General features: G+C 68.8%; 18 protein-coding genes. 12 read left to right on the plus strand and 6 right to left on the minus strand.

Annotated features, from left to right (window positions below):
• Positions 1 to 22 precede the first annotated feature (22 nt).
• The 10 genes from hisB to JMT67_RS08180 all read left to right on the plus strand — a co-directional run bounded on the left by hisB (position 23) and on the right by JMT67_RS08180 (position 10,272).
• Positions 23 to 1,447: an imidazoleglycerol-phosphate dehydratase HisB gene (hisB, locus tag JMT67_RS08135; protein ID WP_201463179.1), complete on the plus strand. Its 1,425-nt coding sequence runs from the start codon at positions 23 to 25 to the stop codon at positions 1,445 to 1,447.
• A 148-nt stretch (positions 1,448 to 1,595) separates the two neighbouring features.
• Positions 1,596 to 2,192 (plus strand): imidazole glycerol phosphate synthase subunit HisH, encoded by a 597-nt coding sequence (hisH, locus tag JMT67_RS08140; RefSeq protein ID WP_201463180.1) that lies wholly within the window; start codon positions 1,596 to 1,598, stop codon positions 2,190 to 2,192.
• 169 nt (positions 2,193 to 2,361) lie between these two features.
• Positions 2,362 to 3,096 (plus strand): 1-(5-phosphoribosyl)-5-[(5-phosphoribosylamino)methylideneamino]imidazole-4-carboxamide isomerase, encoded by a 735-nt coding sequence (gene hisA / locus JMT67_RS08145; protein ID WP_201463181.1) that lies wholly within the window; start codon positions 2,362 to 2,364, stop codon positions 3,094 to 3,096.
• The gene (hisF, locus tag JMT67_RS08150; RefSeq protein WP_191554561.1) at positions 3,093 to 3,860 is read left to right on the plus strand and encodes an imidazole glycerol phosphate synthase subunit HisF; all 768 of its coding nucleotides are present in this window, start codon (positions 3,093 to 3,095) and stop codon (positions 3,858 to 3,860) included. Before hisA ends, hisF begins: the two co-directional genes overlap by 4 nt.
• A gap of 159 nt (positions 3,861 to 4,019) precedes the next feature.
• Positions 4,020 to 4,652 (plus strand): bifunctional phosphoribosyl-AMP cyclohydrolase/phosphoribosyl-ATP diphosphatase HisIE, encoded by a 633-nt coding sequence (gene hisIE, locus JMT67_RS08155; RefSeq protein ID WP_201463182.1) that lies wholly within the window; start codon positions 4,020 to 4,022, stop codon positions 4,650 to 4,652.
• Positions 4,653 to 4,828: 176 nt separating this feature from the next.
• Complete coding sequence (gene zwf, locus JMT67_RS08160) at positions 4,829 to 6,286, plus strand: glucose-6-phosphate dehydrogenase (RefSeq protein ID WP_201463183.1); 1,458 nt, start codon at positions 4,829 to 4,831, stop codon at positions 6,284 to 6,286.
• The gene (pgl, locus tag JMT67_RS08165) at positions 6,279 to 6,995 is read left to right on the plus strand and encodes a 6-phosphogluconolactonase (RefSeq protein WP_233455839.1); all 717 of its coding nucleotides are present in this window, start codon (positions 6,279 to 6,281) and stop codon (positions 6,993 to 6,995) included. Before zwf ends, pgl begins: the two co-directional genes overlap by 8 nt.
• Before the next feature lies 1 nt (position 6,996).
• A complete protein-coding gene (gene edd / locus JMT67_RS08170) occupies positions 6,997 to 8,886 on the plus strand; it encodes a phosphogluconate dehydratase (protein ID WP_201463184.1) in 1,890 nt (629 codons plus the stop codon).
• Between the two features lie 30 nt (positions 8,887 to 8,916).
• Complete coding sequence (gene glk / locus JMT67_RS08175) at positions 8,917 to 9,888, plus strand: glucokinase (protein WP_201463185.1); 972 nt, start codon at positions 8,917 to 8,919, stop codon at positions 9,886 to 9,888.
• A 78-nt stretch (positions 9,889 to 9,966) separates the two neighbouring features.
• Positions 9,967 to 10,272 carry a hypothetical protein gene (locus JMT67_RS08180; RefSeq protein ID WP_201463186.1) on the plus strand — a complete coding sequence of 102 codons (306 nt, stop codon included), beginning with the start codon at positions 9,967 to 9,969 and terminating at the stop codon, positions 10,270 to 10,272.
• A gap of 127 nt (positions 10,273 to 10,399) precedes the next feature.
• Here the strand turns inward: JMT67_RS08180 and JMT67_RS08185 are convergent, their stop codons facing one another.
• The gene (locus JMT67_RS08185) at positions 10,400 to 11,212 is read right to left on the minus strand and encodes a DUF1295 domain-containing protein (RefSeq protein ID WP_201463187.1); all 813 of its coding nucleotides are present in this window, start codon (positions 11,210 to 11,212) and stop codon (positions 10,400 to 10,402) included.
• 144 nt (positions 11,213 to 11,356) lie between these two features.
• On the opposite strand from JMT67_RS08185, the gene JMT67_RS08190 reads away from it, so the two are divergent.
• Together JMT67_RS08190 and JMT67_RS08195 are read left to right on the plus strand one after the other, a co-directional pair.
• Entirely contained in the window at positions 11,357 to 11,656 is a 300-nt protein-coding gene (locus JMT67_RS08190; RefSeq protein WP_201463188.1) for a type II toxin-antitoxin system RelE/ParE family toxin, read from the plus strand.
• Between the two features lie 192 nt (positions 11,657 to 11,848).
• Complete coding sequence (locus JMT67_RS08195) at positions 11,849 to 12,151, plus strand: HigA family addiction module antitoxin (RefSeq protein WP_201463189.1); 303 nt, start codon at positions 11,849 to 11,851, stop codon at positions 12,149 to 12,151.
• 7 nt (positions 12,152 to 12,158) lie between these two features.
• Here the strand turns inward: JMT67_RS08195 and JMT67_RS08200 are convergent, their stop codons facing one another.
• From JMT67_RS08200 to JMT67_RS08220, 5 genes are all read right to left on the minus strand, one after another.
• Positions 12,159 to 12,740, minus strand: coding sequence for a nucleotidyltransferase family protein (locus tag JMT67_RS08200; RefSeq protein WP_201463190.1), 582 nt, complete (start codon positions 12,738 to 12,740; stop codon positions 12,159 to 12,161).
• A 483-nt stretch (positions 12,741 to 13,223) separates the two neighbouring features.
• Complete coding sequence (gene thiD / locus JMT67_RS08205) at positions 13,224 to 14,009, minus strand: bifunctional hydroxymethylpyrimidine kinase/phosphomethylpyrimidine kinase (protein ID WP_201463191.1); 786 nt, start codon at positions 14,007 to 14,009, stop codon at positions 13,224 to 13,226.
• A gap of 53 nt (positions 14,010 to 14,062) precedes the next feature.
• Positions 14,063 to 14,404, minus strand: a complete 342-nt coding sequence (locus tag JMT67_RS08210) for a DMT family transporter (RefSeq protein ID WP_201463192.1) — start codon at positions 14,402 to 14,404, stop codon at positions 14,063 to 14,065.
• Between the two features lie 40 nt (positions 14,405 to 14,444).
• On the minus strand, positions 14,445 to 15,233 hold the full coding sequence (gene folP, locus JMT67_RS08215) for a dihydropteroate synthase (RefSeq protein ID WP_201464013.1): 789 nt from the start codon (positions 15,231 to 15,233) through the stop codon (positions 14,445 to 14,447).
• Positions 15,234 to 15,244: 11 nt separating this feature from the next.
• The gene (locus JMT67_RS08220; RefSeq protein WP_054763993.1) at positions 15,245 to 15,547 is read right to left on the minus strand and encodes a winged helix-turn-helix domain-containing protein; all 303 of its coding nucleotides are present in this window, start codon (positions 15,545 to 15,547) and stop codon (positions 15,245 to 15,247) included.
• Between the last annotated feature and the right edge of the window lies 1 nt (position 15,548).

The raw sequence follows: 15,548 nt of genomic DNA on the forward strand, positions 1-15,548 counted from the left end.
AAGATCATAGCGGAGCCGCCCTATGACCCTGCCCGCCCCCTATCCCCCGCTGGTCTCCGGCGGCGAGGGCCTGGACCGCTATCCGGGCGAGGCCGCCGCCCTCCCCGCCCGCATGGCGGCGATCTACGCCGTGCCAGCCGACCAGGTCCTGCCGGTGCGCGGCCTGACCCATGGGCTGGAGCTGGCCTACCGCCTCGCCGCCCGCGACGGCGGTTCGGTCGAGGCGCCGAAGGCCGAGCCCTATGACCGTCTCGCCGCCATCTATCCGGCCAGGGGCGAGGTCGCGGCGGTGGTCGTCCGCGCCCTGGGCTCGCCCGAGGCGGTCGCCGAAATGGCCGCCCGCGTCGCCCCCGCCCTGCTGGTGGTGGACGAGGGCCTGATCGAATTCTCCGACAGCGTCTCCGCCGCCACCGTCGTGGCCGATCAGCCCAACCTGGTCGTGCTGCGCAGCCTGTCCCTGGCCTATGGCCTGGCCGGCGCCCGCGTCGGCGCCGCCATCGCCCAGGCCCCGACCCTGGCCCGCCTCGCCTCGGTGCTGGAGCCCTACGCCCTGCCGGAGCCCCTGGTGCGGCTGGCGCTTCAGGCCCTGGACCCGTCGCGGATGATCGAGACGACCGAGCGCATCGCCTCGGTCCGGCGCGAGCGCGAGCGATTGGCCCGCGAACTGGGCCGCGACCTGACGGTCGAGCCCGGCGTCGGCCCCATCATCATGGCCCGCCCCGAAGACCCGGCCGCCGCCTTGGCGCGCTTGAAGACCTATGGGATCGAGGCCGACCGGTCCGGCGACCGGCTGCGCCTGCCCGTCTCGATCAAGCCCGAGGTCAACGACCGGCTGCTGGCCGCCTTCGGCCTGACGCCCGCCAAGCGCCGCCCGGCCCGCGTCGGCCAGGCCGTGCGCGATACGAAAGAGACCCGCATCGTCTGCGCCGTCGACCTGGACGCCCCCGGCCCCATCAGGATCGAGACCGGCGTCGGCTTCTTCGACCACATGCTGGAGCAGATCGCGGCCCACGGCGGCTTCTCCCTGCGGCTCCAGTGCGAGGGCGACCTGCACACCGACCCCCACCACACGATCGAGGACAGCGCCATCGCCCTGGGCCATGCGCTGAAACAGGCGCTGGGCGAGCGAAAGGGCATCGCCCGCTACGGCTTCGTCCTGCCGATGGACGAGGCCAATGCGACGGTCTCCATCGACCTGTCCGGCCGGCCCTATCCGCTGTTCGAAGGCACGTTCGACACCCCCTTCATCGGCGACTACCGCACCGACCTGACCGCCCACGTCTTCCGCTCACTGGCCGAGGCCATGGGCGCCGCCGTCCATATCTCGGTCACAGGCCAGGACGACCACCACAAGACCGAAGCCGTCTACAAGGCCTTCGGCCGAGCGCTCCGTCAGGCCATCCGGGTCGAGGGCGATGCGGTGCCGAGCACGAAGGGGGTTCTGTGATGAAATCCTCCCCCCTTGGGGGAGGGGGACCGCGAAGCGGTGGAGGGGGCCGGCCCGCGCGCCGGCGCCTGACGCTCCACACCTCGTGCGTCATCTCCCCCTCCACCACGCTACGCGCGGTCCCCCTCCCCCGACGGGGGAGGATCGCATGACCGAGGTCGCTGTCATCGCCTACGGCGCCGGCAACGTCGCCTCGGTCCAGTTCGCCCTGGAACGTCTCGGCGCCACTGTGCGCCTGACCGACGATCCCGCCGTGATCACAGACGCCGAACGGGTCATCCTGCCCGGCGTGGGCGCAGCCGGTTACGCCATGAGCCGCCTGTCCGAACTGGGCCTGGTCGAACCGATCCGCGCCTTCCCCCGTCCCCTGCTGGGCGTCTGCCTGGGCCAGCAACTTCTGTTCGAAACCAGCCAGGAGGGCGAAGGCGTCGATCTGCTGGGCTTCATCCCCGGCGCCGTGTCCCGGCTGGAGCCGGCGGGCGCCCTGCCCGTGCCGCATATGGGCTGGAGCCGGCTGAGGCGCGACCGAGACGACCCGCTGCTGGAGGGGGTCGCCGACGGCGCCTACGCCTATTTCGTCCACGGCTATGTCTGTCCCGACGGCCCCGCCACCCTGGCCCACGCCGACTACGGCGGCCCCGTGCCCGCCATAGTCCGCACCGCCAACCGCTGGGGCTGCCAGTTCCACCCCGAACGCTCGGCCGAGGCCGGGGCGACGATCTTGCGGAATTTTCTGAACCTATGACCCCCACCCCATCGTCATTCCCCGACGAAGCGAAGCGGAGATCGGGGAACCCAGCGGCGCCGAAGGCGATGCCGGCTTCGATTGAGGTCGCGGACGCATTTCGCCTGACGGCGCCGCTGGGTTCCCCGGTCGCTACGCGCCGGAGAATGACGAAAGAGAGAAACGTCCCATGCTGATCTACCCCGCCATCGACCTGAAGGACGGCGTCTGCGTGCGCCTGATGCACGGCAAGTTCGACCAGGTGACGCAGTACGACGAACAGCCCGCCGCCCGCCTCAGCGCCTTCGCGGCCGAGGGCGCCGAGTGGATTCACATCGTCGATCTGGACGGGGCCGAGGCGGGCGAGGCGCGCCAGCACGCCCTGATCGGCGAACTGGCCCAGGCCCTCGAGATCAAGATCCAGTCCGGCGGCGGCGTCCGCAGCGCCAATGATGTGGCCAAGCTGCTGGAGGCCGGGGTCTCCCGCGTCGTCGTCGGCTCCCTGGCGGTGACCCAGCCCAATGACGTCGCCGCCTGGCTGAAGGGTTTCGGCCCCGAACGCATCACCCTGGCCCTGGACGTCAAGATCGAGGACGGCGTGCCCGTTCCTGCCCTGAAGGGCTGGACCCAGTCGTCCGGCGTCACCCTGTGGGAGGCGCTGGATCGCTATCCCACGGGCACGGCCAAACACCTGCTGGTCACAGACGTCGGCCGCGACGGGGCCCTGACCGGCCCCAATCTGGAGCTGCTGGCCGAAATCCGCCGCCGTCGTCCCGATGTCGTCCTTCAGGCGTCCGGCGGCATCTCGTCTCTGGACGATCTCGTCGCGGTCAAGGCCCTGGGCTGCAACGGCGCCGTCGTCGGCCGCGCCCTGTACGAGAACCGCTTCACCCTGCCGCAAGCCATAGCGGCGGCCACGGCATGACCGCGCGCCGTATCGTCCCCTGTCTGGACGTCAAGGACGGCCGGGTGGTCAAGGGCGTCAAGTTCGTCGGCCACACCGACATGGGCGACGCCGCTGAACTGGCCGCCCGCTACCGCGACGCCGGCGCCGACGAACTGGTCTTCTACGACATCACCGCCAGCCCCGAGGGCCGGACCCTCGACTATGGCTGGATCAAGGACATCGCCCGGCTGCTGGACATCCCCTTCTGCGTCGCCGGCGGCATCCGCAGCGTCGATCAGGCCGCCCGCTGCCTGGACCACGGCGCGGACAAGGTCTCGATCAACTCTCCCGCCCTGGAACGCCCCGAACTGATCGCCGAAATGGCCGCGCGGCTGGGCGGGCAATGCGTCGTCGTCGGCGTCGACAGTCGACTGGAAGACGGCGAATGGGTGGTCCACAAATACACCGGCGACCCCGACGCCCGCCGCCGCGCCGGCAAACGCACCCTGGACTGGCTGGACGAGGCCCAGAGCCTGGGCGCCGGCGAGATCGTTCTGAACTGCATCGACCAGGACGGGGTTCGACGCGGCTACGACATCGAACAGCTGTCCGCCGCCCGCGCGCGCCTGACCATCCCCCTGATCGCCTCGGGCGGCGCCGGCGCGCCCGAACATTTCCGCGACGTCTTCAATCAGGCCGACGTCTCCGGCGCCCTGGCCGCCAGCGTCTTCCACACCGGCGCCATCGCCATCCCGGACCTGAAGGCCTATCTGGCGGGCGAAGGCCTGGAGATGAGATTGTGACCCGATCCCCGCAATCCTCCCCCCTTGGGGGGGACCGCGAAGCGGTGGAGGGGCCCGCCCGCGCGCCGCCGCTCGACGCCAACACCCGCACGCCCTTACCCCTCCACCACCCCGGCGGTCCCCCCCCCAGAGGGGGAGGATTTTTGAGGAGATCACCCCATGATCGACCCCGCTGCCATCGACTTCGAAAAAGGAAACGGCCTGGTCGCCGTGGTGGTCCAGGACGCCGCCACGCTCCAGGTCCTGACCCTGGCCTATATGGATCGCGCCGCCCTGGACGAGACGATCCAGTCGGGTGAGGCCACCTTCTTCTCCCGCTCGCGCGGCGGGCGCTGGAGAAAGGGCGAGACCTCGGGCGACCGGCTGCGGGTCGTCTCCATCACCCCCGACTGCGACGGCGACGCCCTGGTCCTGGCGGTCGATCCGGTCGGAAACGCCTGCCACCTGAACCGCACCAGCTGTTTCGGCGCCGCCGACGCGCCGGGTCTCGGCCGCATCGCCCGGCTGGAACAGACTATCGCCGAGCGGGCCGCCGCTGATCCGTCCGAAAGCTGGACCGCCAAACTGGTCGCCCAAGGCCCCAAACGCATCGCCCAGAAGGTCGGCGAAGAGGGGGTGGAGACCGCCCTGGCGGGCGTCGCCGGCCCGGATGAGGAACTCGCCGGCGAGGCGGCGGATTTGATCTATCACCTGCTCGTTCTTCTCCATGTCCGTAACATGGTGTTTCAGGACGTGCTGGACGTGTTGGCCTCGCGGGCGGAAGCGGGCAAAGGCCCAAAGACTAGAGCCTGATCGGTTGAAGTGGAATCGCTTCGCGATTCCGCTGAAGCCGTGAATCAGGCTCCAGATCAAACCGAGAGCATGATTCACGCTTCTGTCGGAACCGCGAAGCGGTTCCGTCCGAAACGATCATGCTCTAGGCCGTAAAGGCGTTCGTCCCGACAAATGGGATATTCGAGGGAATTTCGATGGCGGCTCTCATTCTGTTCGGCGGCGGCGGCGATCTGGCGATGCGGATGCTGTTGCCTTCGCTCTACTTCCTGGAACACGACGGACTCCTGCCCGACGGCCTGAAGATCATCGGCGCCGCCCGCTCCGAGGAGACGGCTGAGGACTATGTCGCCAAGGTCCATGAGGCGGTGAAGGCTCGCGCCGAACAGGATCAGGCCTGGGACGACCATTCCTGGACCCGGATGAAGGCCCGGCTCGACTATCTGGCGGTGGACGCCACCTCGGCCGACAGCCTGAAGCCGCTGAAGGACAAGGTCGGGGACGGCGAGGTCACCTCCTTCCTGGCCGTTTCCCCCTCGCTGTACGGCCGCATCGTCACGGCGATGAAGGCGGCGGGTCTGGCCGAGCGCAACTGCCGCATCGTGCTGGAGAAGCCGGTCGGCCGCGACCTCAAGTCCTTCCTCGAGATCGACGACGCCGTGGCCCACGCCTTCCGCGAGGACCAGGTGTTCCGCATCGACCACTATCTGGGCAAGGAGACGGTCCAGAACCTGACGGCCCTGCGCTTCGGCAACACCATCTTCGAGCCCCTGTGGAACAATCTGACGATCGACCACGTCCAGATCACCATCGGCGAAACGGTGGGGGTCGGCGACCGCTGGCCCTACTATGACGAGTACGGCGCATTGCGCGACATGCTCCAGAACCACATGCTCCAGCTGCTGTGCCTGGTCGCCATGGAGCCGCCCAGCGATCTGGATCCGGAGTCCCTCCGCAACGAAAAGGTCAAGGTGCTGCGGTCCCTCCGACCCATCACCCACGAGGAGGCCGAGCGCGTCACCGTGCGCGGCCAGTATGTGGCGGGCGTGTCCGAGGGCAGGCCGGCCAAGGGCTATATCGAGGAGCGCGGCGCACCGTCCGACACCGAGACCTTCGTCGCCATCCGGGCCGACATCGACAACTGGCGCTGGGCGGGCGTGCCCTTCTTCATGCGCACCGGCAAGCGCCTGCCCGAGAAGCGCACCGAAATCGTCATCCAGTTCAAGCCCGTGCCCCACTCCATCTTCGACGATGAAGAGGGCGAGGCGCTGGCCAACCGCATGATCATCGAGCTTCAGCCCGAGGAGGACATCTCCCTGACGGTGATGAACAAGCGGCCCGGCCTGGACAAGCGGATGCAGCTCCAGCCCATCACCATGAGCCTGTCCTGGGGCGTGGACGGAAAATCCGCCGCCCCCCCGCGCCGCCGCATCGCCTATGAGCGGCTGCTGCTGGACGCCATGGCGGGCGACTCCACCCTGTTCGTCCGCCGCGACGAGGCGGAACAGGCGTGGAAATGGGTCGACGAGGTCGCCGAGGCCTGGGCTGAATCCGGCCACAAGCCCGACGAATACGTCGCCGGAACCTGGGGCCCCGACAGCGCCGACATGCTGATGATCCGCACCGGCCGCGACTGGAACACGACCGATGTCTGAGACGCCTGTGATCGAAACCTTCCCCACCGTCGACGCCTGGGCCGAGGCTGTCGCCGCCCGCCTGGCCGAGACCCTGGGTGCCGCCGTGCGCGACAAGGGCGGGGCTGTCTTCGCCGGTCCTGGGGGGACCACCCCCGCCCCCGTCTATCGCCGCCTCGCCGCGACCGACCTGGACTGGGCCAGGATCGCCGTGACCCTAGTGGACGAACGCTACGTCCCCGAGACCTCGCCTGAGTCCAACGCCCGGCTGATCCGCGACGTCCTGTTGCAGGACAAGGCGGCCGCCGCCCGCTTCATCCCCCTCTATACGCCCGAGGTCACAGTGGACCGGGCCGCCATCGTCGCCGCCCACGCCCTGGTCGATGCGGGCGGGCGTTTCGACGCGGTCCTTCTCGGCATGGGGGAGGACGGCCATATCTGCTCCATGTTCCCTGACAGCCCCACCCTGAAGACGCTTCTGACCCCGACGCTGAAGCCGACGGTGCTGGGCGTGCCCCACGGCCGCGACGGCGCCGCGCCGACGATCGAGCGCCTGTCGATCAACCTGCCCTATCTGATGTCCGCCGGCCGGGTGATCCTGGGCCTGAAGGGCGCCGCCAAACGCCGGGTTTTTGAAGAGCAGGCCAAGGGCGATCCCAAGATCCAGCCCATCGCCGCCCTGATCGCGGCGAACGTTCCCCTTGAAGTTCTGTGGACGGAGGAAGGCTGATATGGCGCTTCATCCCACTGTCGCCGCGGTCACCGACCGCATCATCGAGAAGAGCCGCGCGACCCGCGCCGACTATCTGCGCCGCATGGACGCCGCCCGCGATTCCGGCGCCGGCCGCGCCAAGCTCTCCTGCGCCAACTGGGCCCACGCCTTCGCCGGCCAGACCATAGCCGACAAGTTGACGGCGATGGACGGGTCCAAGCCCAACCTGGGCATCGTCACCGCCTATAACGACATGCTGTCGGCCCACCAGCCGTTCGAGCGCTTCCCCGGCGTGGTCCGCGAAGCGGTGCGTCAGGTCGGCGCCACGGCCCAGGTCGCCGGCGGCACCCCCGCCATGTGCGACGGCGTCACCCAGGGGCGCCCCGGCATGGAGCTGTCCCTGTTCAGCCGCGACGTCATCGCCATGTCCGCCGGCGTGGCCCTGACGCATGACGCCTTCGACGCCGCCCTGATGCTGGGCGTCTGCGACAAGATCGTGCCCGGCCTGTTCATGGGCGCCCTGGCCTTCGGCCATCTGCCGGTCGTCTTCGCCCCCGCCGGCCCCATGCCGTCCGGCATTCCGAATGCGGAGAAAGCCCGCGTCCGCGCCGAATACGCTCAGAACAAGGTCGATCGTCAGACCCTGCTGGAAAGCGAGATCGGCTCCTACCACTCGCCCGGCACCTGCACCTTCTACGGCACGGCCAACTCCAACCAGATGATGATGGAACTGGGGGGCTTGCACATGCCCTCCACCGCCTTCGTCCATCCGGACACCGGCCTGCGCGACGCCCTGACCGCCGCCGCCGCCCAGCGCGCCGTCGAACTGGCCCGCAGCGGCGAGGGCCGCATGGCCGACGTGATCGACGAAAAGTCCATCGTCAACATGATCGTGGCCCTCTTGGCCACCGGCGGCTCGACCAACCACGCCATCCACCTGGTCGCCATGGCGCGGGCGGCGGGCGTGCTGATCGACTGGACCGACATGGACGAGCTGTCGTCCGTCACCCCCCTGCTGGCCCGCGTCTATCCCAACGGCTCGGCCGATGTGAACGCCTTCCAGGCCGCCGGCGGCGTCGCCTTCGTCGCCCGCGAACTGGCCGAGCACGGCCATATCCACACCGACGTCACGACCATCATGGGTCGCGGCATCGAGGCCTATTTCCAGGAACCGTCGATGGTGGACGGCCAGCTGGTCTGGCGCGACGGGGTCAAGGAAAGCCTCGATCGCGACATCCTGCGCCCCGCCTCCGATCCCTTCGACAAGGAGGGGGGGCTGCGCCTGGTCCAGGGCGACCTCGGCCGCGCCGTCATCAAGGTCTCGGCGGTCAAGCCCGAGAACCGCATCGTCGAGGCCCCCGCCGCCGTCTTCGAAACCCAGGAGGACGCGCTCCAGGCCTTCAAGGACGGCAAGCTGTTCCGCGACGTGGTCGTGGTCCTGCGCTTCCAGGGGCCCAAGGCCAACGGCATGCCCGAACTGCACAGCCTGTCGCCGGCCCTGTCGGTCATTCAGGACAAGGGGTTCAAGGTCGCCTTCGTCACCGACGGCCGCATGTCGGGCGCCAGCGGCAAGACCCCGGCCGCCATTCACGTCAGCCCTGAGGCCCTCGCCGGCGGCCCCCTGGCCCATGTGAAGGACGGCGACGTCATCCGCCTCGACGCCGAGGCCGGGGTGCTGACCACGGTCGGCGTCGACGGCCTGACCGACCGGCCCGCCGCGACCCGTTCCAGCGTCCACGCCGAGGGCTCGGCCTGGGGCTACGGCCGTGAGCTGTTCGGCGCCTTCCGCCATGTGGTCACGACGGCCGAAGAGGGCGCCACCGTCTGTTTCGCCTTCCCCTCCGGCGCCCAGGCCCATACGGACACCCCGCCCGACCCCAATCTCGTCGACCGGACCGTCGACGCCTGATCCGACGCACCGACTGCAGGAAACGACCCTATGACTGACAAGACCCTCCTCGTCGGAGACGTCGGCGGCACCAACGCCCGTTTCGCCGTGGCCCGCATGGTGGACGGCAAGCCCGTGCTGGACCACCACGAGAGCTTCCCGGCCGAAACCTATCCGACCTTCCTGGAAGGGGTCGCCGCCTTCATCGACGGCTGCGAGGTCAAGCCGACCGGCGGCGTCATCGCCGTGGCCGGCCCCGTCACCGACGGCGCCATCGACCTGACCAACTCGCCCTGGCAGGTGTCGGAAAGCGAGCTGTCTACCCTGGGTCTTTCGCCGGTCAAGCTGATCAACGATTTCGAGGCCCTGGCCTGGGGCGCCCCCATCGTGCCGGAAGACCAGTTGGAAAGCCTGGGCGGCCCCGTCGACGGCGACCCGCATTCCACCGTCGCCGTCCTGGGCCCCGGCACCGGCTTCGGCGTCTCGGCCCTGGTGCGCGACGCCCACGGCAAGGAGATGGCCATGCCGTCCGAAGGGGGCCACGCCTGTTTCCCGCCCGGAGACCCGGTCGAGGACGAGATCCTGCGCATCCTGCGCCGCCGCTATGACCGCGTCTCGATCGAGCGTCTGATCTGCGGCCCCGGCCTGTTGAACATGCACCGGGCCCTGGCCGAGATCGACGGGCGCGAGACCCATATCGACGACCCCGCCCAGATCACCCAGACCGCCCTGGCCGATCCGAACAGCCCCTGCGGCGCCACCCTGGCCCGCTTCTGCGCCATCCTGGGCGCGGTCGCCGGCGACATCGCCCTGACCACCGGCGCGCGCGGCGGCGTCTATATCGCCGGGGGCATCGTCCCGCGCATCCTGCCCTTCATCAAGGCCAGCCCCTTCCGCCAGAGATTCGAGCGCAAGGGCCGGTTCAAGGAATATATGCAGGAGATCCCGACCAAGGTGATCATGCACAAACACGCCGCCCTCCTGGGCGCCGCGCGGGTCGCCTTCGCCGAGGCCGAGGGCTGAGATCACGAAAAGCTCACGGCGGCGTGAACTGAACCGCCGCCGTGACGTTTCCCTGCCTCCACAATGGAAGGAAACGTCATGAAAAAGATCGCTGTCGCCGCCGCCTCCCTGTTCGTCCTGTCGGGCCTCGCCGCCTGCGGTGAAAGCGCCGCCGACAAGGCCGCCGAAAACCGCGCCGACGCCGTCGAGGCCCAGGGCGAAGCCCGCGCCGACCAGCTGGAGGCCCAGGCCGACGCCGCCCCGACCGACGCTCAGAAGGACGCCCTGAACCGCCAGGCCGACCAGGTCGAGGACAACGCCGACCGCCGCGCCGATCAGATCGAGCAACAGGGCGGCAACGCCGACGGCGGCATGACCACCCACAACACCCCGACCACCAACTAAGGTCGGCGTCTAGGCGATCCGTCGCCCCGCCCCCCGTCCGTCATCCTCGGGCTTGACCCGAGGACCGGGCGCGGGGCGGTCTGTGCTTCGCCCGTTCGCACCAGCGACGGATCATCTGATCCTCGGGTCAAGCCCGAGGATGACGGGAGGGCGGCCACGGCACAAACGCACTCGTCCGCTTCACATAGTCCGCATAGCCCGGCCGCGACCGGTTGATCGCCTTTTCGGTAATCCCGATCCCCGACCAGCGCGTCAGGGTGAAGGTCAGGAAGATCGGCCCGGCGATGGACCACAGGCCCACGCCCGTCTCGGCCGCGATCAGCCACAGCCCCCACCAGACGCAGGCGTCGCCGAAATAGTTCGGATGGCGCGTATAGCGCCACAGGCCGGTGTCCAGCACCTTGCCCTTATTGGCCGGATCGCTTCTGAAGGCCGCCAGCTGGGCGTCACCCGTGCTTTCGATGACGATCCCCGCCAGGGCCAGCCCCGCCCCGATCAGGGCGAGCCCCCCCGCCGCCGGCGCGTCGGCGACCTGGCCCAGCTGCACCGGCAGGGCCGTCAGCCAGGCCAGAAAGGCCTGGGGCAGAAAGACGAACAGCAGGGCCGTCTTGGCGAAGGACCAGCCCTTGTTCCGTTCCTGATCCTCGACGATCTGCACATAGCGGCCGTCCGCCCCGCTGGCCCGCCACCGCCCGAACAGATGCAGCCCCAGCCGCAGCGCCCAGACTGCGCAGATCACGACCAGCAGTATCTTGCGCGTCGGATCGCCGTCGGTCCGCGGCAGGGTCACCAGGGCCAGCAGCAACATGCCCAAGGGCCAGACCGCATCGACGAAACTGACGTCCTTCAGCCTCAGAGCGACCAGCCATAGCCCCAGCATCACGGCGACGATCAGGACCAGGTTCTGGGCCAGGAGGAGGAGGACGTCGGTCAGGGTCATGGGCCTGATACGGCGACGGGGCGCTTCTGGATGGCAGGACTATCAACGACTAGGGATCTACACCCACGCTCGCCAAAGGAAGCACAAGCCCTTGCAAGAGATGTATCCTTATGGGATACTTTTGGCCTGCCATGGAGACCCCGCGTGGAGATCAAGAACTTCAAGAGCAAGGGCCTGAAGGCCCTTTACCAGGCGGAAAAGGGCGCCGCCGTCAAAGGCGTTCCCGCTGAATTGACCAAGAAGCTGAGAGACCAACTCACCCTGCTTCAGTCCGCCTCCAACATCCACCAGATCGCCTCCATGGGCATGTGGAAGGTTCATGAACTCAAACCGAAACAGCCGGGCAAATGGTCCATGTGGGTGACGGGCAACTACCGACTGACCTTTTGGGTGGACAGCGAGACCAACGCGATTTCGGACGTTGATTTGGAAGATTATCATTAGGTCGATGCACGGCGCGGCCCTCGACCTCAAAAGTCGTTCTTCGTGCGGGTTGAAAGGTTTTCAGGCGGCCGTTGGAGCCGAGGCTCTTTAAAGTTGACGACGCCATCGGGACAGATGTATCCTTTAACGATACAACGGAAACCGGCGACGGTTCAAACCAACAGCCCAACCAACGCATTTAGAGCAAGCGCCATGACCAAGATGAACGCTCCGGTCCACCCCGGAGAGATCATTCGGGACCACATCCTTCCGGCTTTCGGTCTGACCATCGTCAGTGCGGCTGAAGCGCTGAACGTCGCCCGTCCCGGCTTCAACAACATGCTCAACGGCAAGCGCGCCCTGACGCATGAAATGGCGCTCAAGATCGAAGCCTTGACGGGCGTGTCTGCGGAAATGCTGACCAACGCTCAAAACGAATATGATCTGGCCCAGGCGCGCTCGAAGAAGCGGGAAATCACCGCCGGGATTCGGAAGCTTGAGCCGATCGCGGCCTAAGCGGGGCCTATCCCGCCTCCGCCACCGTCAACTCCGGCCACCGCCCCCGCGCATTCTCGACAGTCCTGGCCCAGCCCTTGGCCACCGGCCGGTTCGGATTGGGCCGCACGACCATGGCGAACACATCCTCCAGTCCGAACGGCGCCGCCATGGTGATCGCATCGTCCGCCTCCAGCCGCACCCCGACGGCGAAGGCGGGGGCCACGAACCGGCTCAGGGCCTCGTCGGTCGAATGCAGAGCCTCATAGGGCTCGCCGAACCGGTTTTCGAACCACAGATGCACCCGCGCCTGGTTGCGCACCTCGACCTGGCTGCGGAAGGGTTCGTCAAAGGCGGCGGCGACCCGTTTGATCACCTCGTCCTCGGCCTCATAGGACAGGTCCGATCCGTCGAAATAGGCCAGGTCATAGTCCTTGATCCCGTATCCCGACGGCCGTCCCGTCCTGGCGTTCCATACCGCCTGATAGACGGCGCCCGACACCAGCCGCCAGTCGGGCAGGCCCAGCCCCCGCACCGTCCGCAAAACGTGCATCAGGCCGGGATCGGCGCGGACGATGTCGATCAGCTTCTGGCTCAGGGGGGCGTTCATCCGCCTCCCTTACCCTTCCCATCCGTCCTGCGGGAGAGGCCGTCCGCCTTCATCCCCAGATGCGCGCCCCCGCACGTCCCGTCATCCTGGGTCTTGTCCCCAGGATCCAGACTCCGGGCGCCAAAGACGGCGCACCTTGCGGAAACACCGGGCGTCTGGATCCTCGCCACAAGGGCGAGGATGACGAACGCAACGGAGGCCCGCCTCGCAACGGCGGACCATGCCCGCCGCCCGTTACGCGCGCGATTGTCGAGGCGAGCCCGAAAAGGTTCAAAGGCTTAGGGCTTCACCCGTCAAAACAGCCGGCGCCCTTCCGCGCGGCCCTATATTGGCGTTCCGGTCTTTGACATCGCAACGCGCGCAGAACGTGGCCCCGCCGGACAGTCCGATCGGAGCCCGCCCATTTTCTTTGTGAAATCAATGGCCGTCGGACAGATCGGACACATCGGACACCCTTTTTTCAGCGTCCGACGGACCGCCGCCTCAGCCCCGCACGGGCCAGCCGTGATCCAGCGGCCCGTGTCCGCCGCCCAGGCCGGGCGCCCGCCGGATCGCCTCGCCGACATAGGCCCAGGCTTCGGCGACCGCGACCTCCAGCGGCCGCCCCAGGGCCAGGCCGGCCGCGCACGCGCTGGCCAGGGTGCAGCCGGTGCCGTGGGTGTGGCGGGTGTCGATCCGCTCGGCCTCCAGCACCGTCTCTCCGTCGGCCGTCATCAAGAGGTCGATCACCGTCGGCCCGTCCACATGGCCGCCCTTCATCAGCACGGCCTTGGCGCCCAGGTTCAGCAGGGCCTCGCCCGCCCGCCTCTGGCCGTCGATGTCGCGCACCTCAAGCCCGGTCAGGGCCTCGGCCTCGGGCGCATTGGGGGTCAGAAGGGCCGCGCGCGGGATCATCAGGCTCCGAACCGCCTCCACCGCCGCATCGGGCAGCAGGGGATGGCCGCCCTTGGCCACCATGACCGGATCGACCACGGCCGGGGCCTCGGCCTCGTCCAGCAGGCCCGCAACCGTCTCGACCACCTCGACCGAGCCCAGCATGCCGGTCTTGACCGCGTCGGTCCCGATGTCCTCCAGCACCGCCCGCGCCTGGGCCGTGATGACCTCCAGCGGCAGGGGATGGACGCCGTGAACCCCCAGGGTGTTCTGGACGGTGATCGCCGTGATCGCCGTGGCGGCGAACCCGCCCATCATCGTCACCGCCTTGATGTCGGCCTGGACCCCCGCGCCCCCGCCGCTGTCCGACCCCGCCAGGATCAGGACCCTGCCCATTCTTCTTTCGCTACCGCCGCCCGCGCGGGGGGCGTCTGCTTGAGCGAGGCTCATCAGTGCGCCCCCGAGAACAGCTTTAAGCCCACGATCCCGGCCACGATCAGCAGGATGCACACCGCCCGCACCGCCGTCGCCGGCTCGCCATAGACGACGATCCCGACCAGGGCCGCGCCCACCGCCCCGATCCCGGTCCAAACCGCATAGGCCGTGCCGATCGGCAGCCTCTGGGTCGCCACCCACAGCAGGACCATGCTGGCCGCCAGGGCGATCAGCACCCCCAGCGAGGTCAGCGGCCTTTGCAGGCTGACGTTCTTGAGGCCGGACGCCCACAGCACTTCCAGCAGGCCGGCGACGACCAGCGTCGCCCACGGATTGATCGACATCACCCAGGACATGGGGACCAGATGGCCCAGGCCGTCGCCGGGGGCAAGCGTGTCACTCCGCCGCCGCCACCGCCGCCTGAAGCTTCAGCGCCTGAACCGTCTCGCGCACGTCATGGACCCGCACCATCCGCGCCCCGCGCCGCGCCCCCTCCAGGGCCAGGGCCAGGGAGCCGCCCAGCCGGTCGGTCGCCTCCACCGCCGTCGGATCGACGGCCTGGATCGTCCGCTTGCGGCTGGCGGCGTAAAGCACCGGAAAGCCCAGGGCGACCAGCTCGCCCAGCCGCGCCGTCAGGGCCATGTTGTGCGCCGGGGTCTTGCCGAAGCCGATGCCCGGGTCCAGCCAGATCCGCGCGCGCGCCACCCCCGCCGCCGTCGCCGCCTCGGCCCGGCCCAGCAGATAGGCCCGCACCTCGGCGACCACGTCCTCATACTGGGGATCGGCCTGCATGGTCCGGGGTTCGCCCCTCATGTGCATCAGCACCACCTCGCACCCCAGCTCGGCCGCGACGGCTGCGCTGTCCGGCGCATGGCTCAGGGCGGTCACATCGTTCCACATCGTCGCCCCGGCCGCGACGGCCGCGCGGGCCACGGCCGGCTTCATCGTATCGACGCTGATCGGGCCGCCCCAGCGGGCGCGAACGGCCTCGATCACCGGAACGACCCGGTCGATCTCCTCGGCCTCGCTGACCGGCTCGGCGCCCGGCCGGGTGCTCTCGCCCCCGACGTCCAGCACCTCGGCCCCCTGCTCGACCAGCCGCATCGCCTGGCCTGCCGCCGCCTCGGTCGACGCCCAGCGCCCCCCGTCCGAGAAGCTGTCGGGCGTGACATTGACGATGCCCATGACCTTGACCGTCACGCCTTCCTCCCGATCAGTCCGCCCAGAGCCTCCAGATAGGCGTCGAAGGCCTTGCGCCCTTCAAGCGTGATCGCCGCCCGCGTCAGGGGCTTGTTGTTCACGAAGCTCTTGGAGATGGCGACATAGCCCGCCTCCTCCAGCTTCTTCAGATGCACCGACAGATTGCCCTGGGTCGCCTCCAGCACCGTCTTTAGCTCGGTGAAGTCGGCGGCCTCGACGTCGGCCAGATAGACCATGATCCCCAGCCGCATCCGGCCGTGGATGACCTCGTCGATTCGCCCCAGGTCGTTCAGCCCCATG

It is taken from the genome of Brevundimonas aurantiaca, assembly GCF_904830995.1.
In the GTDB taxonomy this organism is placed as follows: domain Bacteria; phylum Pseudomonadota; class Alphaproteobacteria; order Caulobacterales; family Caulobacteraceae; genus Brevundimonas; species Brevundimonas aurantiaca.